At 64.4% G+C, this 22,745-nt stretch carries 17 protein-coding genes and 1 pseudogene; 8 read left to right on the top strand and 10 right to left on the bottom strand.

Annotated elements, in window-relative coordinates; genetic code table 11:
- Positions 1-412: 412 nt before the first annotated feature.
- From AC1DIN_RS21005 to AC1DIN_RS20980, 6 genes are all read left to right on the top strand, one after another.
- Positions 413-1,198 (top strand): LuxR C-terminal-related transcriptional regulator, encoded by a 786-nt coding sequence (locus tag AC1DIN_RS21005; RefSeq protein WP_476811173.1) that lies wholly within the window; start codon positions 413-415, stop codon positions 1,196-1,198.
- Between the two features lie 314 nt (positions 1,199-1,512).
- Positions 1,513-2,730 (top strand): ROK family protein, encoded by a 1,218-nt coding sequence (locus tag AC1DIN_RS21000; RefSeq protein WP_476811172.1) that lies wholly within the window; start codon positions 1,513-1,515, stop codon positions 2,728-2,730.
- A complete protein-coding gene (locus AC1DIN_RS20995; protein ID WP_476811171.1) occupies positions 2,727-4,247 on the top strand; it encodes a sugar ABC transporter ATP-binding protein in 1,521 nt (506 codons plus the stop codon). Before AC1DIN_RS21000 ends, AC1DIN_RS20995 begins: the two co-directional genes overlap by 4 nt.
- A complete protein-coding gene (locus tag AC1DIN_RS20990; RefSeq protein ID WP_476766475.1) occupies positions 4,234-5,250 on the top strand; it encodes an ABC transporter permease in 1,017 nt (338 codons plus the stop codon). Before AC1DIN_RS20995 ends, AC1DIN_RS20990 begins: the two co-directional genes overlap by 14 nt.
- Before the next feature lie 26 nt (positions 5,251-5,276).
- On the top strand, positions 5,277-6,242 hold the full coding sequence (locus AC1DIN_RS20985; RefSeq protein WP_476811170.1) for a substrate-binding domain-containing protein: 966 nt from the start codon (positions 5,277-5,279) through the stop codon (positions 6,240-6,242).
- Between the two features lie 69 nt (positions 6,243-6,311).
- A complete protein-coding gene (locus tag AC1DIN_RS20980) occupies positions 6,312-7,490 on the top strand; it encodes a Gfo/Idh/MocA family protein (RefSeq protein WP_476811169.1) in 1,179 nt (392 codons plus the stop codon).
- Between the two features lie 17 nt (positions 7,491-7,507).
- Here AC1DIN_RS20980 and AC1DIN_RS20975 read toward each other — a convergent pair whose 3' ends face one another.
- The 10 genes and pseudogenes from AC1DIN_RS20975 to AC1DIN_RS20930 all read right to left on the bottom strand — a co-directional run bounded on the left by AC1DIN_RS20975 (position 7,508) and on the right by AC1DIN_RS20930 (position 19,336).
- Positions 7,508-10,642: a multidrug efflux RND transporter permease subunit gene (locus AC1DIN_RS20975; RefSeq protein ID WP_476811168.1), complete on the bottom strand. Its 3,135-nt coding sequence runs from the start codon at positions 10,640-10,642 to the stop codon at positions 7,508-7,510.
- A gap of 4 nt (positions 10,643-10,646) precedes the next feature.
- Positions 10,647-11,828, bottom strand: a complete 1,182-nt coding sequence (locus AC1DIN_RS20970) for an efflux RND transporter periplasmic adaptor subunit (RefSeq protein ID WP_476811167.1) — start codon at positions 11,826-11,828, stop codon at positions 10,647-10,649.
- Between the two features lie 40 nt (positions 11,829-11,868).
- Positions 11,869-12,438 (bottom strand): TetR/AcrR family transcriptional regulator, encoded by a 570-nt coding sequence (locus tag AC1DIN_RS20965; protein ID WP_441472045.1) that lies wholly within the window; start codon positions 12,436-12,438, stop codon positions 11,869-11,871.
- A gap of 165 nt (positions 12,439-12,603) precedes the next feature.
- The gene (locus tag AC1DIN_RS20960; RefSeq protein WP_476811166.1) at positions 12,604-13,605 is read right to left on the bottom strand and encodes a 4-hydroxyproline epimerase; all 1,002 of its coding nucleotides are present in this window, start codon (positions 13,603-13,605) and stop codon (positions 12,604-12,606) included.
- Between the two features lie 82 nt (positions 13,606-13,687).
- Complete coding sequence (locus AC1DIN_RS20955) at positions 13,688-14,650, bottom strand: dihydrodipicolinate synthase family protein (protein ID WP_476811165.1); 963 nt, start codon at positions 14,648-14,650, stop codon at positions 13,688-13,690.
- Between the two features lie 120 nt (positions 14,651-14,770).
- Positions 14,771-15,481: a GntR family transcriptional regulator gene (locus AC1DIN_RS20950; protein ID WP_476766473.1), complete on the bottom strand. Its 711-nt coding sequence runs from the start codon at positions 15,479-15,481 to the stop codon at positions 14,771-14,773.
- Positions 15,482-15,562: 81 nt separating this feature from the next.
- A complete protein-coding gene (locus AC1DIN_RS20945; RefSeq protein ID WP_476811164.1) occupies positions 15,563-16,099 on the bottom strand; it encodes a chromate transporter in 537 nt (178 codons plus the stop codon).
- A gap of 10 nt (positions 16,100-16,109) precedes the next feature.
- A complete protein-coding gene (locus AC1DIN_RS20940) occupies positions 16,110-16,658 on the bottom strand; it encodes a chromate transporter (RefSeq protein ID WP_476811163.1) in 549 nt (182 codons plus the stop codon).
- Positions 16,659-17,007: 349 nt separating this feature from the next.
- Positions 17,008-17,802, bottom strand: a pseudogene (locus AC1DIN_RS20935) (endonuclease/exonuclease/phosphatase family protein); the annotation flags it as partial.
- A gap of 88 nt (positions 17,803-17,890) precedes the next feature.
- Positions 17,891-19,336, bottom strand: coding sequence for a phospholipase D-like domain-containing protein (locus AC1DIN_RS20930; RefSeq protein WP_476811162.1), 1,446 nt, complete (start codon positions 19,334-19,336; stop codon positions 17,891-17,893).
- 1,213 nt (positions 19,337-20,549) lie between these two features.
- Between AC1DIN_RS20930 and AC1DIN_RS20925 the strand changes: the two genes are divergently transcribed.
- Together AC1DIN_RS20925 and AC1DIN_RS20920 are read left to right on the top strand one after the other, a co-directional pair.
- Entirely contained in the window at positions 20,550-22,286 is a 1,737-nt protein-coding gene (locus tag AC1DIN_RS20925) for a hypothetical protein (protein WP_476811161.1), read from the top strand.
- 62 nt (positions 22,287-22,348) lie between these two features.
- Positions 22,349-22,600 (top strand): hypothetical protein, encoded by a 252-nt coding sequence (locus tag AC1DIN_RS20920; RefSeq protein ID WP_476811160.1) that lies wholly within the window; start codon positions 22,349-22,351, stop codon positions 22,598-22,600.
- Positions 22,601-22,745 lie beyond the last annotated feature (145 nt).

Raw genomic sequence — 22,745 nt, 5'->3', positions numbered from 1 at the left:
ATTCGCTATTCGACATTCGATGCGGCATGACGCAAGGGCATCGTCAGTGCGAAGCCTTGGTGCGAGAGTTAATGATTTGCTAATTGGCTTGCCGGCCGTGCGAATTTTAGCTAATAATAAGTTCTGCCGATGCCGACCGTTCGACTCCACGTCGAGCTGATGACTGACTCGTTACGGGCATTTCACTGGCTGAAAGTTTCCCTAACGATCTGAGGCGATTAAAAGGCCGATCGAATATCGACCGTCGAAAGTTTGCGTCGATGAGTATTTATTCGTCGAATATTAGCAAGATGGATTTCGTTAGAATATAATCTTGCAATTTCGATATATAAAGTTTTCCGCTGACGACTAAAGCCGATGCCTGGCCTACCTAGAGGGGATATGAGTTTTCCTGATGGTTCAGGAGGGACGAATGAGGGAGAGTAAAGCGTATGGTATCGTCCTCATCGGAAAATACTCCCTGATGAAAGAGGGCATTGCCCGGGTTTTACTGGAGAAGAATTTTCGCATCCTTTCCTCGGCGTCCTATGAAGAGCAATTGGCGAGCAAGATTCGTGCCCAGAGGCTCATGTTTCTCATCGCTCACACCAGCGATGACTTCGACCTCGCGGTAGCGGAAATCGAGCTTGTAAAGGACCAGCATCCGGACGTGCCGATCGCTGTTGTCACGGATCACTACGAGCCGAACGAGCCAGCTTTGGCATTCAAGGCCGGGGCCAGCGGCTACCTCGCCAAGGTCATTTCCTGCGACTCCTTCGTCAAGTCGATTGAACTGGTGATGCTGGGTGAGACGGTGTTCCCCCCGACGTTCCCGTCATCGACGTCCTCCGTCAAAAAAAATCGCCGCCCTAAAGCCGTCCCCGTTCCCGTCGACGACGAGCCGGTTTTGCCATGCTCTCCACCGGAGAGCGCGGGCGCACCGCTGCTTTCTCCGCGGGAAATGGCGATCTTGCGTTGTCTGATCGAAGGGGACGCCAACAAGTCGATCGCGCGAAAGATCGATATCGCCGAGGCGACCGTAAAGGTCCACGTCAAAGCCATCCTGCGCAAGATCCGGGTTCAGAACCGAACGCAGGCTGCGATCTGGGGAATGAATAACGCATTGCAGCTGCAGCCGGCGAACAACAATTCCCAGTTCTCCTCCGCAGATGCGGACAAAACGCTCTTGAAGTCCGCCGTCAGCGTCTATCAAGTCTGATGAGTTCATCAGGTCGCCGCCTCCTCCCTCAGGCGTGGTGAAGGCTTCCGTCTTCGATCGGGCCGGTCCGGCGATCATGTCCGCTTCGCGATCTCGATGCTGAGACGGCTCGGTTCTTCCGCCCCGTTGCGGGGCTCGTCGATGCATTTCGGCTGCGCCAGCACGAGCAGCCCGGCAAAGTCGTCCCCGGGCCCCGCAAGCCCGGGCGATGCCTTCCGTTTCTCTTTTGCCGTAATCTGGCCGAAGTTCGGTCTTGAGCATCCGCGGCAGCTTTCCTAGCCTGTTCGGCAATCGGTCGCGACAAGATCGAATGGATGGGGAGGACGGCCATAGCCTTGCCCTGGCACAGGTTGAGCCCGGATGAGCTCGCGCTGCTCGAAGCGACCTTCTGGTCCGGGGGCGTTGCGCGCTATGCGTTGGCCGACACGCTGCAGTTCTCGCGCAGCAAGACCAATGCGCTCGCAGCTGGACTCCTTGATCAGGGCCTGCTCGACGAGGCCGGGGTCCAGCATTCGACCGGCGGGCGCCGCCCCGAGACACTGCGGGTCAATGGCCGGATCGGCATCCTCGTCGGCGTCGACATCGGCGCGACCAGCCTCGACGTGGCTCTGCTCCAGCCGGACCTTTCGATCATCGCGCGCCATTCGCAGGAGGCCGATGTCGGAGCCGGGCCAGGCCCGATCATGGCCCGGCTGCGCAGCCTGCTGCCCGCGATGCTCGCGCAGAACGGCATCGAGCCGGACCGTGTTCTCGCCATCGGCATCGGCGTGCCCGGCCCGGTCAACTTCGCCATTGGCCAGCTCGTCAATCCGCCGCTGATGCCGGGCTGGGACAGCTACGCGATCCGCGACGATCTCGGCGAGATCACCGATGCCCCGGTCTTCGTCGATAACGACGTGAATCTGATGGCGCTCGGCGTGCTCTGGCGGCAGCGCAAGCAGATAGACAATTTCCTCGTCATCAAGGTCGGCACCGGCATCGGCTGCGGCATCGTCTGCCATGGTGAACTCTATCGCGGCTCGACCGGTTCAGCCGGCGATATCGGGCATATCTGCGCCGATCCTGAGGGGCCGTTCTGCCGCTGCGGCAATCGTGGCTGTGTCGAAGCCATGGCTGCGGCGCCCGCGATCGTGGCGATGGGCACGGAGGCTGCACGGAGCGGACGCAGCCCGGCGCTTGCCGCGAAGCTCGCCGGCAAGGGCAGGGTGGAAGCGATCGATGTCGGCGCGGCCTGCCGTGCCGGTGATGCGGAGGCCGATGCGATCGTGCGGCGCTCCGGCCGGCTGATCGGCCAGGTGCTGGCGGCGCTCGTCAATTTCTACAACCCGTCCCACATCTTCATCGGCGGCGGCGTCGCAGCGATCGGCCCGATGTTTCTTGCCGCCATCCGCCAGAGCGTGAACCAGCGTTCGCTCGCCCTCTCGACACGCCATCTCGAAATCACTGCCGCCCCGCTCGGCTCTGAGACGGGATTGATCGGAGCCGGCGTGCTCGCCATGCGCGAGGCCCTGCGCAGCGGGAGCCCGGCATGAGCGGAACGCGGCAGAAGCGGGCGGGGCTCTCGGTCGCCTTCGACGGCATCGTCAAGCGCTTTGGCCCGGTCCAGGTCCTGCACGGCGTCTCCTTCGCGCTCGAGCCCGGCCGTGTCTACGGATTGCTCGGCGAGAACGGCGCCGGCAAGTCGACGCTGATGAAGATACTCGCCGGCTATGAGCAGCCGAGCGAAGGCCGGGTGCTGGTCGACGGAGAACCCGTTTCCTTCTCCGGCTCCCGCGACGCCGAGGCGCGCGGCATCGTGCTGATCCACCAGGAATTCAACCTGGCCGAGGATCTGACGATCGCCGGCAACATCTTCCTTGGCCATGAGCGCCGCAAGGGCTGGTTTCTCGACGAGCGCATCATGCGCCGCGAAGCTGAAGCCGCGCTCGCGGAGGTCGGTCTTGCCCGCGACCCGGACGAACCGGTGCGCCGCCTGATCGTCGCCGAGAAGCAACTGGTCGAGATCGCCAAGGCGCTCTCGCGCAAGGCACGCCTCCTCATCATGGACGAGCCGACCGCGACGCTGACGCCATCGGAGGTCGCGCGCCTTTTCGGGCTGATCGAGAGGATGAAGGCGCAAGGCGTCACCATCGTCTACATCTCGCACAAGCTCGACGAGGTCGAGCGCATCACCGACGAGGTGGTGGTGATGCGTGACGGCAGGCTGGTCGGCCGCGCGCCCACCGCCTCCCTGACCCGCCACGACATGGCGACGATGATGGTGGGCCGCGCGATCTCCGATCTCTTTCCCGACAAGATCGAACCGGACGCCTCGGCCGCGCCGGCACTGCAGGTCGATGCCTTCACCGTACCCGGCTGGGCGCAGGATATTTCCTTTGCGGTACGGCCGGGCGAAATCCTCGGCTTTGCGGGGCTGGTCGGGGCTGGCCGCACCGAGCTGTTCGAGGGCATCATGGGGCTGAGGGCCGGCCGCGGCGCGATCCGGCTTGGCGGCAAGGCGATCACGCTGCGCTCGCCGCGCGACGCTGCCCGCAACGGGCTCACCTATCTGAGCGAGGATCGCAAGGGAAAGGGATTGCACGTCGCCTTTCCGCTGCGTCCGAACCTGACCCTGATGGCATTGGAGCGTTACGCCAAACCTTGGCTCGACCAGGGCGCCGAGCGCGAGGCGCTGAAGGGAGCCGTCGCCGAGTTCGGCATCCGTACCGGGTCGCTGGAGGCGCGCGCGGGCTCCCTTTCGGGCGGCAATCAGCAGAAGCTGGCGCTCGCCAAGGTGCTCCACCCGCAGCCGAAAGTGCTGGTGCTCGACGAGCCGACGCGCGGTGTCGATGTCGGCGCCAAGCGTGAAATCTACTTCCTGATCCAGAAGTTGGCGGCACAGGGGCTCGCTGTCGTCGTCATCTCCTCGGAGCTGATCGAGCTGATCGGGCTAGCCCATCGCGTCGCGATCATGCGCGAGGGACGGTTGGTGACGACCGTGACCGGCGACGAGATGACGGAAGAGACGATGATCGCCTACGCAACGGGAGCGCGCCATGTCGCAGCCTGAGACCTTGCAGGCCGGACCCGCAGCAGCGCGTCGCGAGGCGGGAACGCCGCTGGCCGAGCGCATCGCCAGCATCGGCCCTATCGTCGGCCTTATCCTGCTCTGCGGCCTGGGCGCGCTGCTCAACGGCGACTTCGCCACGCTGGACAACGGCCTCAACGTGCTGACCCGCACCGCCTTCATCGGCATCATCGCGGTGGGGATGTGCTTCGTCATCATCCTCGGCGGCATCGATCTTTCAGTCGGTTCCATGGCGGCACTGATCGCCGGCTGCGTCATCATGTTCATCAACTGGGCGGCAGGCGCACTGGGCTCGCCTCTGCTCGCGGTCTTCTGCGGCGCAGGGCTCGCCGTGCTGCTCGGCGCGGCCTTCGGCCTGATCCATGGCGTGCTGATCGCCAAGGGGCGCATCGAGCCGTTCATCGTCACGCTGGGCACGCTCGGCATCTTCCGCGCTTACCTGACCTATTTCGCCGATGGCGGCGCGCTGACGCTGGAGAACAGCCTCGCAGACATCTACGCACCGGTCTATTACGGCAGCCTCGCCGGCGTGCCCGTACCCGTCATCGTCTTCCTGCTGGTCGCCGTCATCGGCGCGCTGATCCTGAACAAGACGCCCTTTGGCCGCCACGTCCAGGCCATCGGCTCCAACGAGATGGTCGCGCGCTATGCGGCTGTCGATGTCGAGCGGGTGAAGATCCTCACCTACATGCTGCTCGGCATCTGCGTCGGCATCGCCACGCTGCTCTATGTGCCGCGTCTCGGCTCGGCATCGCCGACCACCGGCCTGCTCTGGGAGCTGGAGGCCATCGCCTCGGTCATCGTCGGCGGCGCCGCGCTCAAGGGCGGGCAGGGCAGCATCACCGGCACGGTCATCGGCGCGATCCTGCTCTCTGTGATCAGCAACATCCTCAACCTGACGAGCCTGATCAGCGTCTATCTCAATGCCGCCGTACAGGGCTTCGTCATCATCACCGTCGCGTTTTTGCAGAAAGGCCGCCGCTGAAGGCGAGCCGGATAGGGAGAGAAGCGATGTCCACGCAGACCAGACGCAGCCTCTTGCTCGCCGCCACGGCAGCGGGCCTCGCTTTCGCGGCGAGCGGTGCCGCCGCCGAGCCTGTCAATCTCGGTGTCTCGATCCCCGCCGCGACCCACAGCTTCATGGGCGGCGTCAACTACTGGGCGAACCAGGCGAAGAAGGATCTCGAGGCCAAGCACAAGGACCTCAAGATCACGATCCGCACGGCGGCCAACGCGACCGAGCAGGCGAACCAGCTTCAGGACCTGAGCACGGTCAACAAGATCAATGCGCTCGTCGTCTTCCCCTTCGAGTCGGCGGCGCTGACCCGGCCGGTCGCCAATGTGAAGGCGAAGGGCGCCTATGTGACGGTCGTCGACCGTGGCCTCACCGATACCTCCGCCCAGGACGCCTATGTCGCGGGTGACAACACCGCCTTCGGCAAGATCCCGGCCGAGTACATCGCCAAGACGCTGAACGGGAAAGGCACGGTCGTCGCGTTGCGCGGCATTCCGACCACGCTCGACACCGAGCGCATGGACGCCTTCAACGGCGTATTGAAGGGCCATCCCGACATCAAGCTGCTCGACGCCAAGTTCGCCAACTGGAACCGCGACGACGCCTACAAGGTCACGCAGGACTTCCTGACGCGCTTCAAGGACATCGACGCCTTCTGGGCCGCGGATGACGACATGGCCTTCGGCGCGATCCGCGCCATCGACCAGGCCAACCGCAAGGATATCAAGATCATCTTCGGCGGGGCCGGCGCCAAGGACATGGTCAAGGTCATCCTCGACAATAAGGACCCGCGCATCCAGGCCAATGTCAGCTATTCGCCGAAGTTCATCTACGACGCGATCAAGCTGACGGCTGAGGCGCGGCTGAAGGGCGAGAAGCTGCCGGCGACCACGATTATCCCCTCGGTGCTGATCGACAAGAGCAACGCCAAGGACTTCTACTTCCCCGACTCGCCGTTCTGAAGGCGTTTCGGATCTCTTCCCGGCCGCTCCGTTTCCGGGGCGGCCACCAGTTCACGCATGGACAGGCCGATGACCGACGCACTTCCCACCCGGCTGCGCTATGCCATGGTCGGCGGCGGTCACGGCGCCTTCATCGGCGCCGTGCACCGCCATGCCATCGCCCTCGACGGGCAGGCGGAGCTGACGGCCGGCGCGCTGTCCTCGACGCCGGAGAAGGCCTTGGCCTCCGGGCGCGCTCTCGGCCTCAGCGATATGAACAACCATGCAAACTGGCAGGCGTTGCTCGAAGCGGAACTGGAGCGCCCGCCGGAGGCCCGTGTCGATGCCGTCGTCATCGTCACGCCGACCGATAGCCATTTCCCGATCGCGCAGGCCTTCGCCGAAGCGGGCTTCAACGTCGTCTGCGACAAGCCGTTGGTCCATACGAGCGCCCAGGCCGATACGCTGGTCGAAACGGTGACGGCAGGCGGAACGGTCTTCGGCGTGACCTATAACTACACCGGCTATCCGATGATCAGGCAGGCGCGCGAGATGGTGCGCTCCGGCGCGCTCGGCGCCATCCGCAAGGTCGTGGTCGAGTATAATCAGGGCTGGCTTGCCACCGCTTTGGAGAAGACTGGCAACAAGCAGGCCGGGTGGCGCACCGATCCAGCCCGCAGCGGCATCGCCGGAGCGCTGGGCGATATCGGCTCGCATGCCGAAAACCTCGTCTCGGCCGTGACGGGGCTCGCGATCGAGGAACTCGTCGCCGATCTCGGTGCGCTCGTGCCCGGCCGGGCGCTGGATGACGACGCGAGCATCCTGCTGCGCCTTGCCGGCGGGGCGCGGGGCGTGCTCGTCGCCTCGCAGATCAATGCCGGATTGGAGAACGACCTCCGGCTGCGCATCTCGGGCGAACTCGGAACGCTGGAATGGCGGCAGGAGGAGCCGAACCGGCTCGTCCATCACCGCAATGACGGCCCGATGCAGGTCCTGACGCGCGCGTCGCCCTGGCTGTGTGCATCGGCACGCCGGGCAGGGCGGATCCCTCCCGGTCACCCGGAAGGCTTCATCGAGGCGTTCGCCAACATCTATCGCGGCGTATTCGCAGACATCCGCGCCCGTCAGGCGGGGCGCGTGGCCGATCCTCTGGATGCCGATTACCCCACCGTGGTCGACGGCGCCCGCGGCGTCCGCTTCATCGAATGCGCGGTCGCCTCTTCGGCGGAGCACCGCTGGCTGCGCTTCGACAGGCAAAAGGGCGGCTGAAACGCCGCCCCCAGCCCTTATTTCTGCTCCACGATCTCCAGCTGCGCCTGCTTGGCGTTTTCTTCCCGGCGGAACAGATTCATCACGAAGACGAAGAACGCCGGGACGAGGAAGACCGCGAGGACCGTCGCCGAGATCATCCCGCCGAGCACGCCGGTGCCGATCGCGTTCTGGCTCGCCGCGCTGGCGCCGGACGCGATTGCCAGCGGCACGACGCCGAGCGTGAAGGCGAGCGAGGTCATCAGGATCGGGCGGAAGCGCAGCCGCGCGGCCTCGGCCGTCGCCTCCAGCAGCGGCTTGCCTTCGGCATGGAGGTCCTTGGCGAACTCGATGATCAGGATCGCATTCTTGGCCGAGAGGCCGATGATCGCGATCAGGCCGACCATGAAGTAGACGTCGTTGGGCATCGCCCTGAGCGTCACCGCCGCGACCGAGCCGATGACGCCGAGCGGCACCACCATCATCACCGCAATGGGGATCGACCAGCTCTCATAGAGCGCCGCGAGCAGCAGGAAGACGAACAGGATGCTGAGCCCGATCAGGAAGGGCGCCTGCGATCCCGACTGGATCTCCTGCAGGGACTGGCCGGTCCATTCGTATCCGAAGCCTTGCGGCAGGTCGCGCGCCAGCCGCTGCATCTCCGCGATCGCCGCGCCCGACGAATAGCCCGGCGCGGCCTGCCCGGCGATGCGCACGGCCGGATAGCCGTTGTAGCCGACGACCTGCGTCGGCCCCTTCTGCCATTCGACCGTAGCGAAGGCGGAGAAGGGCACCATGCCGCCATGCACGTTGCGGACGTTGAGGCGCAGCAGATCGGCCGCCTGCATGCGCTGGCTCGCATCGGCCTGCACGGTCACGCGCTGCATGCGGCCGGCGTTCGGGAAGTCGTTGACATAGGAGGAGCCGAGATTGGCCGAGATCGTCGCGTTGATGTCGGCGAAGGCGACGCCGAAGGTATTCGCCTTCTCGCGGTCGATGATCAGGTTGACCTGGGCGGCGTCGGCCAGTCCCTCGACGCGCACCCCCGCGAGCACCGGGCTCTGCGTGGCGGCATTGAGCAGCTGCGTGCGCGCCGCCGACAGTGCCTCCTGGCCGAGGCCGCCGCGATCCTGCAGGCGGAAGCTGAAACCGGTCGAGTTGCCCAGGCCGGAGATCGGTGGCGGCGAGAGCGCGAAGGTCTGCGCGTCCTTGATCTGGAACATCTTGCCGTTGATCCGCTGCGCGATCGCCGCGGCGGAATCGTTCGGGCCGCGCTCGCTCCAGTCCTTCAGGGTGATGAAGGCAAGCGCCGCATTCTCGCCGGCGCCGGCGAAGCTGTAGCCGGAGATGCCGACCATGCGGGAGACCGCAGGCTCGGCCAGCACGATCTTCTCGACCTGCTGGAGGACTTCGAGCGTGCGGTTGGCGCTGGCTTCCGGCGGCGCCTGGATGTCGACGAGAAGATAGCCCTGGTCCTCGTTCGGCAGGAAGGCCGAGGGCAGGCGCAGGAAGCCCCAGCCGAGACCGGCGAGCAGCGCGAGATAGATCACCATGTAGCGGCCGGGCTTGCGCGTGATCGCGCCGACGGCGCCGGCGTAGCGGTTCGTCGCGCGGTCGAAGCCGCGGTTGAACCAGCCGAAGAAGCCCTTCTTCTCGTGATGGCCGCCCTTGGCGATCGGCTTCAGGAAGGTGGCGCAGAGCGCCGGCGTCAGCGTCAGAGCCAGGAAGCCCGAGAACAGGATCGAGACCACCATGGTCAGGCTGAATTGCTGGTAGATGATGCCGACCGCGCCGGGGAAGAAGGCCATCGGCACGAACACAGCCGTCAGCACCAGCGTGATGCCGATGATCGCGCCGCTGATCTGGCCCATCGCCTTGCGGGTAGCCTCCTTCGGCGGCAGCCCTTCCTCGGCCATGATGCGCTCGACGTTCTCGACGACGACGATGGCGTCGTCGACGAGGATGCCGATCGCCAGCACCATCGCGAACATGGTCAGCACGTTGATCGAGAAGCCGGCGGCGAACATCACCGCGCAGGTGCCGAGCAGCGCGACCGGCACGACCAGCGTCGGGATCACGGTGTAGCGGAAGTTCTGCAGGAACAGGAACATCACCACGAAGACGAGCACCATCGCTTCGAGCAGCGTGTGCATCACCTTCTCGATCGAGACCCGCACGAAGGGCGAGGTGTCGTAGGGAATCTCCTGCTTCAGCCCGGCGGGGAAGAAGCGGGCGAGTTCGTCCATCTTGGCGCGCACCGCCGTCGCCGTCGCCAGCGCATTGCCGGTCGGCGAAAGCTGGACGCCGATGGCCGCGCTCGGCTGGCCGTTGAGACGGGTCGAGAAGTTGTAGGATTCGCCACCGACCTCGACGCGCGCGACGTCGCGCAGCCGCACTGAAGAACCGTCCGTATTGGCGCGCAGCACGATTGCGCCGAACTCCTCCGGCGTGGTGAGTTGGCCCCTGACCAGAACCGTGGCGGAAAGCTGCGTGCCGATCGGATTGGGCTGGGCTCCGACGCGGCCGGCCGCGACCTGCGCATTCTGCGCCTGCACGGCGGCGATGACGTCGCTCGCGGTCAGCTTGAGCCCGAGCAGTTTCTCGGCATCCATCCAGATGCGCATCGAGCGCTGCGTCGCGAAGAGCGTCGCGCTGCCGACGCCGGAGACGCGCCGGATCTCGCCGAGCACGTTGCGGCTGAGATAATCGCCGAGCCCGACGGCATCGAGACGGCCATCTTCCGACGTCAGCGTGACCAGCAGCAGGAAGCTGGTGCCCGCCTGCTCGACGCGCAGGCCCTGCTGCACGACCGAGCGCGGCAGGCGCGGCTCGACGCGGCTGATCCGGTTCTGCACCTCGACCTGCGCCTCGCCGATCTTGGTGCCGGGCGCGAAGGTGACGGTCAGGTTGATGCGGCCGTTCGCCTCCGAGGTGGACTCGAAATAGAGCAGGCCGGGAACGCCGTTCAGCTCCTCTTCCACCGGGCGCGTGACGCTCTGGTAGATGTCCTCCGGCGAGGCGCCGGGGTAGTTGGTGCTGATCGTGATCTGCGGCGGCGCGACGTTCGGGTATTGCGCGATCGGCAGCATCGGGATCGTGATGATCCCGCCGAGCATGATGAAGATCGCGACGACCCAGGCGAAGATCGGCCGGTCGATGAAGAAGCTCGGCATCGTATCAGCCCTGCTTGCCGGCGGTCTTGGCCGGAGCGGCTGCCTGCCAGGGTGCGCCGGTGAACTTCGCGCCTGGGCGGATCTTCTGGAAGCCTTCGACGACGACCTGTTCGCCGGGTTTCAGCCCGTCATCGATCACCTGCCGGTTGTCCAGCGTCCGGCCGGCGCGGACCGGCCGCAGCTCCAGCGTGCCGTCCTGCTTGAGGATGTAGAGCTGCGCCTGTCCGCGGCCATCGCGCTGGATCGCCTGCTGCGGCACGGCGATGGCGTTGCTCTGCACGCCCTGCTCGATCTCGACGCGGACATACATGCCGGGCAGAAGATCGCCTTCCGGGTTCGGGAACTCGCCACGCAGCGTCACTTGCCCGGTCGTCGCATCCACGGTGGCCTCCGAGAACAGCAGCTTGCCCGAATGGCGATAGCGCTCGCCATTGTCGAACAGCAGCTGGACATTGGCTGCACCTGGGTCCGAGCTCGTCAGTGCGCCGAGCTTGAGAGCGCGGCGCAGCGCCAGCAATTCACCGGCGGATTGGGTGAAGTCGGCATAGACCGGGTCGAGCTGCTGGATCGTCGCCAGGATGTCGGCGGCGCCGGTGCCCACGAGCGCGCCTTCCGTGATCAGCGCGCGGCCTATCCGGCCGCTGATCGGGGCGMGGACCTCCGAGTATTGCAGGTCAAGCTGCGCCGCGGCGAGGCCCGCCTGAGCAGCCGCAACATCGGCATCGGCCTGGGCCAGCGCCGCGGTCGCGCTTTCCTGCTGCTGCGCGCTGGCGACGTTGCGCTCGCGCAGCTCGATGATGCGGTCGGATTGCTGGCGGGCCTGCAACTGCGTCGCTTCCGCGCGCTTCAGGGTCGCCTCGGCACTGGCCACGCGCACCCGGAACGGGGCCGGGTCGATCCGGTAGAGGACGTCGCCTTCCTTGACGAGGCTGCCCTGCTGGAACACCCGTTCGACGACGATGCCCGTGACGCGCGGGCGCACCTCCGCGATGCGCGTCGGCGCGATGCGGCCCGGCAGGTTGTTGGTCACCGGCAGGTTCTGCGCCTCGGCCGTGACGATGCCGACCGTCACGGGTGGCATCTGGGCAGCGGTCTTGGTCGGCTGCTTTTCCTCGCTGCAGGCGGCCGCGAACAGCGGCAGCGCGATGACGAGGATGCGGGAGAGGGTCAAAGACGAGAAAGGCATGGGTTCGGGCTCGGCGCTCGATATGTGATCTGGTTGCGTTTCAGGTTTGGGGAAGTGCGCTCGGCGACTGCCCGACCAACCAGCCGATCTCGGCGATCAACCTGTCGCGCTCGGCTTCCGGGAAGCTGAGCAGCCCGAACCAGTCGAGCAGGGTCAATCCCTCGACGGCGAGGAAGGCGAGCAGTGCACCGCGCGGATGTGTCGAGGATGCGGCGATGGCGGAGAGCGTGTTCTGCAGCGACTTCTGCACGGGCCCGCGCAACTCGGCATCCTGTGCCAGGGCGACGCAGAGGTTGAGGGCGACCGCGCGGTCTTCTTCCGACGATGAGCGCGAGGCGGCGGCGAGGCGCCCGTGAATATCCGCATCCGGCTTGCCGGCTTCGGCCGCGATGAAAGCCTGGATCCGCTTTTCCTCGGTGCCGACGCGACGTTCGATGACGGCGCCGATCAGTGCGCGCTTGCTCTTGTAGTCGTAGAGGACGCTGGCCTTGCTGATGCCGGCCTCGGCCGCCACGGCATCCAGCGTCAGATGCGCGGCTCCCGCCCGCATCACGACCCGTTCTGCCGCGTCGAGAACCGCCTCGCGGTCGATGGTTCTGTGCCTGCCCATGGGTTTTCCAATAAATATCCAACCGGTTGGATATTTATTCGGGCGCGACAAGTCAAGGTGGGCGCAGGCGCGGCGCGCCCGACATCCGTCGGGCAGCGTCGGATTGCATCGTTCTGAGAGGTGAGGGCGCTTGCGCTTAAGCGGTGGGAAGCGCGTGGGCTTCGCTCACTTCACGACGAAGCCGTGGGCGAAGGGGTCGCGATCGTCGATGAAGATCGTGTTGATGCCGGTCATCCGCGCCCAGCCGGCGATGGAGGGGATGATCGCCTCGCGGTTGGCGACGGTGGTTGCCGCCTCGACACGCCCCTTGAACAGCGAGCCAATGATCGACTCGTGCACGAATTCGTCGCCGACCTTGAGCTTGCCCTTGGCGGCGAGCTGGGCCATCCGCGCCGACGTCCCGGTGCCGCAGGGCGAGCGGTCGATCGCCTTCTCGCCATAGAACACCGCGTTGCGGGCATGGGCTTCCGGCTGGATCGCCCGGCCGGTCCACTGGATATGGCTCAGGCCCCGGATCTCCGGGTGCTCCGGGTGGACGAATTCGTATTTCGCGTTGAGCGCTGCGCGCAGCTTCGGCGACCAGCCGACGAGCTCGCCGGCGGTATGGTCGGCCATGTCGCGGAAGTTCTTCTGCGGCTCGACGATGGCGTAGAAATTGCCGCCATAGGCGACATCGACCACGATCTCGCCGAGGCCTTCGACCTCCGCCGTCAGCCCCTCGGCGTAGAGGAAGCCCGGGACGTTGGTGAGCCGCACCTCTTCGACGAAGCGGCCTTCCTGGCGGTAGGTGATGTCGACCTTGCCGGCCGGTGCGTCGATCGAGAGCCGGCCGGGCTCGCGCGGTGTGATCAGGCCGTTCTCGATGCCCATGGTGATCGTGCCGATCGTGCCATGCCCGCACATCGGCAGGCAGCCCGAGGTCTCGATGAAGAGGACGGCGACGTCGCAATCGGGCCGGGTCGGCGGATACAGGATGGAGCCGGACATCATGTCGTGCCCGCGCGGCTCGAACATCAGCCCGGTGCGGATCCAGTCGAACTCGCGCAGGAAATGCGCGCGCTTCTCCAGCATGTTTGCGCCTTCGAGCCTGGGGCCGCCGCCCGAGACCAGGCGGACGGGGTTGCCGCAGGTGTGGCCGTCGAGGCAGGAGAAGGTGTAGCTGGCCATGGATCCGGTCTCTCGAGGCGCCTTGGAGCCTGTGGCGAAGGGGCTGGCCTCCATCGCCACAGGCGCGGTCGATGCTCGCTCGTCAGGCGGCGTATTTCTGCACGGCGCCGGGCTGCTTCGTCCAGGCGGCATACCAGCTGTTGAACAGCTTGAACTGCGCCTCGGCATAGCCGCGCTGGCTCTCGGTCAGCATGTCCGTTTCGTTGAAGTGCAGACCGTATTCCTTGTCGCCTTTCAGCACCATCAGGTGCTTGAAATAGAGCACGAGATCGGGGCCTTCGTCGAAGGAGGAGAGGATGCCGAGCGCCTGCTCCAGTTCGAGCGCGCGCTGGCGCGCCTCGGCATCGCCCTGGGCTGCCGCCTCGGACAGCCTGCACAGATGCAGCACTTCCTTCGGCAGCACGTTGCCGATGCCGGTGATCGCGCCGGTCGCGCCGCAGTTCACATAGCCATGGAAGACTGCGGTATCGACGCCGATCATCAGCGAGACGTCGTCGTCGCGGCTGGTGATGTTCTCGGCCGCGTAGCGCATGTCGGCCGGGCCGCCGAACTCCTTGAAGCCGACGAGGTTCGGATGCTCGGCCCGTAGGGCGAAGAACAGGTCGGCCCGGGTGGCGAAGCCGTAATAGGGGCTGTTGTAGATCACGGCCGGCAGATCGGGCGCGGCCGAGAGGATCGCCTTGAAATGCGCCTTCTGGGCGAGGACGACCGTGCCGCGCGAGAGCACGCGCGGGATCACCATCAGACCCTGCGCACCGACTTTCTGCGCATGGGCGGCAAGCGCCACGGCGGAGGCCGTATTGACCGCGCCGGTGCCGACGATGACCGGGATGCCGGCCTTGACCAGCCGCTCGACGCCTTCCATGCGCTGCGTATCGGTCAGCAGCGGCCAATCGCCCATCGAACCGCAATAGACCACGGCCGACATGCCTGCGGCGATCAGCTCCTTGCCCTTGCGCACCAGCGCATCGAAATCGGGCGTCCGATCCGCCTTGCAGGGCGTCATCAGGGCGGGGATCACGCCCGAGAAAATCCTGGCCTTCATCGCGCTCTCCTGCTGGCTTTGTGGGACGGGAGAGGAACCGTGTCGCGCAGCGATCCGCCTCTCCCCGGCGCTCTTATCTCACATTGCATATTATTTGTCGACAAGAATTCGACAGGCAGTTCAGAGGGCAATCTCCAGTCGCTTGTCGCCCACTGTAAGCTTTTGGATCTGCTGGATGATCTGCTCGGCATGGGCGCGGCCGAGGCGTTCGGCGGCCGCCATGTCGCGCGCCGCGATAGCCGCGATCATGTCCTCGTGCTCGTCGACGAATTGCTGCGGAAGCCGGTCGTCATAGGACTGATAGTAGAGCCGCAGGAAGCGGCGCCCTTCGTCGAGCAGGCGGTTGAAGAGGCTGTTGAAATACGGATTGCGGCCGGCTTCGGCTATGGCGGCGTGGAAATCCGCATTCGTCGCGATCATCGCGAGCGCATCCTGGGCCTTCACCGCCGCGGCGAACTCCGCCTGCCGGGCGCGGATCACGTCCAGATCCTCGGGGCGATGGTTCTGCGCCGCAAGCTGTGTCGTCACCCGGTACATCAGCATCAGGGCGTCGAAGAAGGGCGACAGATTCAGGAAGTCGAGGTTCGACACCATCGTCGAGCGGTTGGGCAGCGTGACGATCAGCCCTTCACCGGCCAGCCGCACCAGCGCCTCGCGGATGGGCGTGCGCGACATCTCGAAGCGTTCGGCGAGCTGCACCTCGTCGATCGGGCTGCCCGGCGGCAGCACCAGATCGAGGATTTCGTCGCGCAGCAGGTCGTAGACCAGCTTCACGCCGGAGCCGCGCTTGCGCTCGGGCACTGCGCTTGTGGTCGTCTTCGCCGGTTTCATTCGCAGACCTCTTGTCGACAAGAGGGATAGTGAAGCTGCGTGGCCCGATCAACGAACCACGCGCCCGGCCCCGACATTTCTTCAGAACAGCGCCAGCAGGTGCAGCCCCACGAAGCAGCCGGCGCCGCTGGCGATCAGCAGCAACGGATTGATCGGCGTCAGCATCAGCAGCGCCGTCGAGACAAGCGCGGTGCCGCGTCCGAGCCAGCCGCCGTCGAGCGATTGGATCAGCACATAGCTGGCGGCCAGGATCATGCCGGCCGCGACGGGGCGCAGGCCTTTTTCCAGCGCGCGTAGCAGCCGGGCGCCCTCATAGCGCGACCAGATATGGGCGACGCCATAGATGAGGAAGGCGGTCGGCCCGAAGATGCCGACGGTCGCGGCTAGCGCGCCCCAGAACCCGGCGATCTGCCAGCCGATCAGCGTCGCCAGGAGCGAGCCCGGGCCCGGCGCCAGCCGCGCGATCGCGAAGGCGTCGACGAATTGCGCAGCGCTCAGCCAGTGATGCACGTCGACGATCTGGCGGTGCATGTCGGCGATGGCGCTCTGGCCGCCCCCGATCGTCACCAGCGAGAGCGGCAGGAAGACCACGAGGATGCTGAGCGGCAGATTGGGCATCGTCCGGTGCTCAGCCCCGATAATAGGTCACGGCGACACTCAGCGAACCGGCGCCGAGCACAGTCCAGAGCAACGGCAGTTTCAGGATCGCGACGGCAAAGAAGGTCGCGGCCATGATCGCGAGCGGAAAGACCCGGCGCGGCACGCGCCGTGCCGCGGTCAATCCCATGGCCAGCGAGAGGCCGATCGCGGCCGAGGCGGCACCGTTGAGGGCGACATGGGTGACGGCATAGCCGCCGAGTGAAGAGAAGAGCGTGCCGATCAGCACGATGACGATGGCGGCCGGCACCACGATGCCGAGCCAGCAGGCGATCGCCCCGCTGCGTCCGCCGAGTTTGTAGCCGATCCAGATCGCCATGTTGGTGACGTTGACGCCGGGTAGGGCTTGCGCGATCGAGAGCCCGTTGAGGAAATCCTCCTCGCTCATCAGCCGGCGCCGTTGCACGAATTCCCGCAGCATCCAGCCGCTCAGGCCGCCGCCGAAGCTGGTCAGCCCGATCCGCGCGAAGATCAGGAAGAGTTGCAGCGCGCTTGGGCGCTCGGCCAAGGCATCCGGCATCTGATTCCACGCCATCTTGCAGCTGACAGGGCCAGAAAGCAGCATTTGTCGGATGTTGCCAGCGTCGGAACGCATGCGCGTCATGACGCAGGACCGCGATAGCTTCCAAGGAGGTGTGTCAGGCCCGGCGCAGGGTCCGCTTGACCGCGCGCTTCAGCCGATCGCCCGCCTTGCGCACGAGCGCCCGGTTGCTGCCTTCGCTTCCGTCCGGAAGCTCCGAGATCGGCAAGGGACCCTCCTCTGGTCCCGCAAGCGCGGCGCCGCTCCGAAAGCCGATGATCGCGGCAGCCGGATTGACCGCGTGCCCGAGCGCGGCAGTAGGCAGGGGAAGGCCCGCGAGGCTCGGGGCGAGGATGGCCTTGATCGGCAGGTGATCGGAGGCGATGCGCGCCAGCGGCGTATCATGGACCGTGACGTCGGACAGCATCTCCGGCCGGTTGGCGATGATCCGGTCGAGTGCCAGCAGCGGCAGGCCCGAGGGAAAGCTCGGCACGGGCATCGGCAGCGTGCCGAAAGTGGGGCCGAGTTCCTTCAGCGACGAGCGGTCGCCGAGGCGCCATTCATTGAGGTCTCCGAGCAGAAGGGTGGGGCGTTCGTCGCGGTTCCTCATCACGTCGAGGAGCATGCGCGTCTGCTGCGAGCGCGAGCGGCGCAGAAGGCCGAGATGGGCGGCGACGATGCGCACCTCCCTGCCGCCCTCCAGATCGAGGTCGACGACCAGCGCGCCGCGGGGTTCGAGCCCGGGCAGCGAGACCTGATGGACGTCTCGCACCAGCCCCTGTCGGAACAGAACGACATTGCCGTGCCAGCCATGGGCGGCGGCGTTGGCACTCTCGATGGGAACGGGGAGGAGACCCGTCTCCTCCTTCAGCTTGGTAAGGTCGAGCAGGCCGTGGCGTGCGCCGAAGCGCTTGTCGGCTTCCTGCAGCGCGATGATGTCGGGGGCGATCTCGCGGATCACCTGCGCGATGCGGCCAGGATCGAAGCGGCCGTCGACGCCGACGCATTTGTGAACATTGTAGGAGGCGACCAGCGTGCCTGCCGGCCGCTCGCCCGGCCCATGCCTGGACGCTTCATCGCGGTTCTTCCGCTGGCGGAGCGAGGCGATGATGCTGGCGCGCAGGCTCGGGCTCTTCTTCTGCATCGCTCTGCCGTTTGAGGCTTTGGCCCGCTCGAATCGAACAGGACGAAGCTTTGCATATCCGTGGCGCCAGGGCTGCGACCAGATCGGCTCAAAGATAGGGCGAGCCGAGCCAGATCAACCTGTCCATCAGACGCAAGACATAAGGGCGTGCGCGCAGGCCGGCAAGCGTGACCGGCGTCGCCTGGGCCATCACAGCCTCGACGCGCTCGGCGATTCCGCCTGCGAAATGATGGTCGAGCACTTCGATGTCGATCTCGAAATTCAGCCTGAGCGAACGTGGGTCGAGGTTGGAGGAGCCGACATAGGCCCAGCAGTCATCGACGACGAAGAGCTTGGAATGGTCGAACGGGCCGGTCGAGCGCCAGATTCGGCAATAATTCTTGAGAATCTGGTCGAATTGCGCGGTCATCGCCCTGTCGACCAGCACCAGATTGTTGACGGAGGGGACGATGATGTCGATGTCGACGCCGCGCCGCGCCGCCGTGACGAGCGCGCTGATCAATTCCTGATCCGGCAGGAAATAGGGCGACATGATCCTGACGGAGCGCCGCGCGACCGAAAGTGCGCCCATCAAGAGCTTGTGATTGGTCTCCAGATAGCTGTCCGGACCCGACGGCACGGCCCGCACGAGCGCGGCGAATTCACCGGCGGCAGGCAAGGTGATTTCCCATACCGGGCCTTCGAGCGCCTCGCCGGAGGCGAAGCGCCAGTCCTCCGCCGCGACCGTGAAAAGATCGGCGACGATTGGCCCGGTCAGGCGGAAATGCGTGTCATGGGCAAAGGCGTCGCCGGCGAACTCGCGGGTGAAGCCCTGGCGGATGTTCATGCCGCCCATGAAGGCGACGGTCCCGTCGACGACGATGATCTTCCGGTGCGTCCGCAGATTGGCATAGGGCAGCCTGAGGCCCATGATGATGTTGCCGTTGAACACGTCGACCGCGACGCCGCCCTCGCGCAGATGGCCGGCGATGCTGGGCACGGAATAGCGGGCGCCGACCGCATCGATCAGCACGCGCACCGCAACCCCGCGCCGATGCGCGGCGATCAGCGCATCGGCGATGCGCAGGCCGATCGGGTCGCGGTCGAAGATGTAGCTTTCGAGGATGACGCTGCGCTCGGCCGCCGCGATGGCGGTCAGCATGGCGCTATAGGCTTCGTCGCCGGTTCGCAGGGTTTCGATGCTGTTGCCGGTGGTCAGAGGGTGGCGGGCCACACGGTCGCCCAGCGTCTTGAGCGCGGTGAAACGTTGCCCGAACCGCGCCCCGACCGCCTTGTCGCCGACGTGGAAATGCGTCGCTGCCCGGCCGTGGCCGGTCCGTTGCGCGAGGAGCGAGGCGCGCCGGATGCGGTTCACGCCGGCAATCGCATAGAGAAGGGGGCCGACGATCGGCGAAAGGATGATGACGCCGGTCCAGCCGATGGCGGCGCGCACTTCGTCCTTCGTCATCACCGCATGAGCGCCGGCGATGGCCGCCATCACGACGGAGATGGCGGCAAGGATATGCGGCCAGTAGGCTTGGAGAATCCCCCACATGTCTGTGAAGCTAGCGCGTGGGCGGCCGATCCGCCATGGCGGCGGTTTGGGGGCATCCCGACGGCCAAGAAGGCCGGAGCATCCCGTTCGGTGTCATCACCCGTCAGGGTGTGCGGAACGCATAGATTGTCGGCAGTCGCCTTTGTAAGTCTCTGATATTGTTGATATCGAATTTCGGCGTTGCAGGAAGTCTGTCGGCATTTGAGGCTATAGTCTGTCGGCATTCTGGCCACGGAAATGAGGCCCTAGGCCGGCAAAACTGGCTTGAAACAGTAGGAAAATCATCGCGCGGACGCGCAACGCAATCGGCCCCGAGCAAAGAGTTGCTCGGGGCCGATTGCGGTTTCGCTAGCGGAAGAAGTTGTAGATCTCCGATTGAGCGCGCCGCGCTCCGGGCGGGCTATCGGCGTCGACCAAGATTAGATCGACCGCCGCGAACTCATCGGTTGGGGCGGCGGTTGTCGCGCAGCGCGCTGGGCTCGAGGATTCTCTCCATCCCCGTGCGAACGGCCCAATTTGCGAGTGATTCCGCCTCCGACCTGTGGGTATAGAACTGCCCCAAGCGCTTACGCACCGAGCTGCTGTCGTCCGCCATCGTCCTCGTCAATCGCTGAACCCGAAAGCGTTGATAGATCGGTTTAAGCTGTAGCGATACGATCCAACGCAGGGATCGACAACTGTGGTTGAAGAGCCCTCTGTCGTCATCCAGAGCGGAGCGGGAATTTTCCGTGCGGGGGGCTAACACAGCACAAGCCCCAAGCATGCCCCTGCGCATTCCCACGCCCTCGCGCGAAATGCGACGTTCAGATCGACAAAATTCCGTCCCGTCGACCGATGCGCCTCAGCGCGGTTTCCGGACGCCATGGACGGATTGGAAAGCGGGGGCATGACAACGATCCCACGATGATCGTTCTGGGAGCTCGGGAATACGACGTCTCGTATCAGAGCCGCGAGCGACCGGTTCCGGGCTTAATTCAACGACCGCTTGTGGCGCAATCTTGAAGGCAGCGCCTACCGCGGAAGAGGCGGATTTTGGGATTGCTCGAACCTAAAATTACGAGCGGGCGCATCCACCCCATCTGGTTTCAGTCACACTCTGCTGAAGGCGCATACGGGCCAACTTAACCTAGCGTCATGGGCAGATTAACGTAATAATGCGGCCGGCTGCAGCGTTCCACATGACAAGGCAGTCAAAAGGGAAAAGGAGGGTACGATGAGCGTGCGCGCTTTTTCTGCTCTATCCGGCCACCTCCGTCTGGAGCTCCCAAGCCTACTGAGATCGCGCTCCACGCGGAGACGTCGATATCGCCCCCTTTCGAGGGCGCCGTTCTGGCTTGCGCTCGTTTTGCTATTTTCGGCTTCACTTCTGCAGCCATTATTTGGCCAATCCTTCGACGGCCGAGATCCCGCGACCGGGAAACTGCTTGCGCCGGGCGCCGCGATTGGTCAGTACCTTCAGGCTTCGGAGGAGCTTAAGCTACGTATACTGACGTTGCGCAAGGCTCTGGATCAATGCGGAAACTGCACCAATAGAGCGGCTCTTCAAAGAGATATCGATCAAGCCATCGAGAGGCGGAACACAATACGCGCCGGCGAAGGTATCGCGCTCAGGCAGCTTGGGCTTCCTGGCAAAAATTTCGAAGAATTCGTCTATCAGATGCGTACCGGATATAATTGGAACAATGTCGCGGCGGTAAAATTTGCGGAGCAACTGAGATTAACGATTCTAAATTATTGCATGATTTCGACCAAAGATGATGGCGACAATCTCAAATGCCGGACGAAATATTTCGACAATTCGATCAGCTCAAACGCCGCGAATTCCGTTGAGATTTGCTTCAAGCGACTTCCAGCGGCCGATCAAGAACTCTTGCATAATTTTCCACCGCCTGACGCAGACCCGAAACTTGTCGCTGCGCACGCAGCGCTCTGGATTGCCAATGGCGCTTGCCTGAAAGAGATGAACGCCTATGAACTCATGCGGAATGCGACGAATGAAGCCTGTGGGTTCCAGGATCTAGGCGCGAGTCTCAATGAGCCCGAGTTCATTTGTGCCTGCAAAGCGTTTCCGGCGGACCGAAAGGCCGCTTGCCCGGCCAACCCCATGCTGCCGCAACCCGCGTTTCCCACCTTCCCTGTCCTTGTCGAACCTGCTGTCCGGATGCTGGACCCCCAAGGGTACGGGCCGGAGTTGCTTGGCGTAAGGCTCGGCCAACCGGTTCGCGAGGCCGACCAGCTGATCAGGCGGAAAATGGCAGTCGAATCTGTCTATGATCTTCCGACAGCCAATCATAAATTTCTCGGAACGGACAGCAGCTTCAGAAACCGGGATGGCCTTTGGCAAGTGGAGTTTGGTGGGCGTTTGTACGTCAACCGTGACGGCTCCGAGTTTGTCGCAATCATGACAGTTCCCAATCTGCCAGGACGGGTTTTTGAACTCATGCACTCCGTCCTTGTTTCGCCTGATAAACTACAAGACGCTCAGAATGCTTTGGTTGCCGAGCAGGGGCCGCCATCTTTTAGTACAGACAATATTTTGCACCACAACATCTGGGGGAGTTCTCGCGACCAACGTGAATGCGCCCCGGCGTTCGCGGGCCTGGCGTTGGAAGAATGGGTCCGCCTAGAGGGTCAACCTACGATTGTCTCCAAGAAATCAGCCGGCCTTGGCACCTCTGAGGGACGCCAGTTTGGACTCTACGGTATGCTTTCCCCCTTGATGGCCACCTACGTATTCAATCGTCAGGATGGTAAGTTATACAATTGCCAACCAACCTTGGCAGCTTCGTATGAGCTTGCTTCTCTTCGGCAGAACGATCCTCAAGGCCGGCTTCGCAATGAGCCCGCGCTCGTAAATGAGAGATTATTCGATACGGCGTTGTTTCGATGGTATGAGATCCAGCAGGAATATAAGAATTCGAAGAGATCGCGACCTATCGCATATCAATAGACGCGAGAGCGTGGTGACAACCTCGCTCTCAACCCAATGCGTAGACTCATAACGAGCTGAGCATGAGGTCCGAGATGCGTCGAATATTCTACGTGATTTGTGCCTTCGTATTGTCATCTGGGGTAGCGCATTCGGCAAACGATTATCCGGTCAGCGGCCCCTGGGCGCTCGTTCTTCCTACCTCTCCTCAACTTCAGGTCGAAGCCTGCAAAGCCTTCGGGCGATTGGGTTTGGCCAAAGTCAGTGGTGAATCCATCGGTGGCGGCGAACTGATCGTCTTCAATGGCTCCAAGCGACATAATTTCGGCGGCTGATCCACCCCCGTTGAATTGGTCCACCCTGAAGTATGTGTTTTGGCAGACAGGAGGACCGAGATGCCGAAGAAACGCCACAAGCCCGAAGAGATCGTCGGGAAGCTACGCCAGGTCGATGTGTTGGTCTCGCAGGGGCAATCCGTTG

It is taken from the genome of Allobosea sp. 05T438 (assembly GCF_056396025.1).
This window is presented reverse-complemented; position numbering and strand designations above follow the sequence as displayed.

Coding starts and splice junctions, on each gene's coding strand:
- AC1DIN_RS20950 (WP_476766473.1), bottom strand. CDS start 15,481: ATGAAACCGGCGAAGACGACCACAAGCGCAGTGCCCGAGCGCAAGCGC.
- AC1DIN_RS20985 (WP_476811170.1), top strand. CDS start 5,277: ATGTCCACGCAGACCAGACGCAGCCTCTTGCTCGCCGCCACGGCAGCG.
- AC1DIN_RS20965 (WP_441472045.1), bottom strand. CDS start 12,438: ATGGGCAGGCACAGAACCATCGACCGCGAGGCGGTTCTCGACGCGGCA.
- AC1DIN_RS20995 (WP_476811171.1), top strand. CDS start 2,727: ATGAGCGGAACGCGGCAGAAGCGGGCGGGGCTCTCGGTCGCCTTCGAC.
- AC1DIN_RS20930 (WP_476811162.1), bottom strand. CDS start 19,336: ATGTGGGGGATTCTCCAAGCCTACTGGCCGCATATCCTTGCCGCCATC.
- AC1DIN_RS20955 (WP_476811165.1), bottom strand. CDS start 14,650: ATGAAGGCCAGGATTTTCTCGGGCGTGATCCCCGCCCTGATGACGCCC.
- AC1DIN_RS20980 (WP_476811169.1), top strand. CDS start 6,312: ATGACCGACGCACTTCCCACCCGGCTGCGCTATGCCATGGTCGGCGGC.
- AC1DIN_RS20990 (WP_476766475.1), top strand. CDS start 4,234: ATGTCGCAGCCTGAGACCTTGCAGGCCGGACCCGCAGCAGCGCGTCGC.
- AC1DIN_RS20960 (WP_476811166.1), bottom strand. CDS start 13,605: ATGGCCAGCTACACCTTCTCCTGCCTCGACGGCCACACCTGCGGCAAC.
- AC1DIN_RS20940 (WP_476811163.1), bottom strand. CDS start 16,658: ATGCCGGATGCCTTGGCCGAGCGCCCAAGCGCGCTGCAACTCTTCCTG.
- AC1DIN_RS20945 (WP_476811164.1), bottom strand. CDS start 16,099: ATGCCCAATCTGCCGCTCAGCATCCTCGTGGTCTTCCTGCCGCTCTCG.
- AC1DIN_RS21005 (WP_476811173.1), top strand. CDS start 413: ATGAGGGAGAGTAAAGCGTATGGTATCGTCCTCATCGGAAAATACTCC.
- AC1DIN_RS20975 (WP_476811168.1), bottom strand. CDS start 10,642: ATGCCGAGCTTCTTCATCGACCGGCCGATCTTCGCCTGGGTCGTCGCG.
- AC1DIN_RS20920 (WP_476811160.1), top strand. CDS start 22,349: ATGAGGTCCGAGATGCGTCGAATATTCTACGTGATTTGTGCCTTCGTA.
- AC1DIN_RS20925 (WP_476811161.1), top strand. CDS start 20,550: ATGAGCGTGCGCGCTTTTTCTGCTCTATCCGGCCACCTCCGTCTGGAG.
- AC1DIN_RS21000 (WP_476811172.1), top strand. CDS start 1,513: ATGGGGAGGACGGCCATAGCCTTGCCCTGGCACAGGTTGAGCCCGGAT.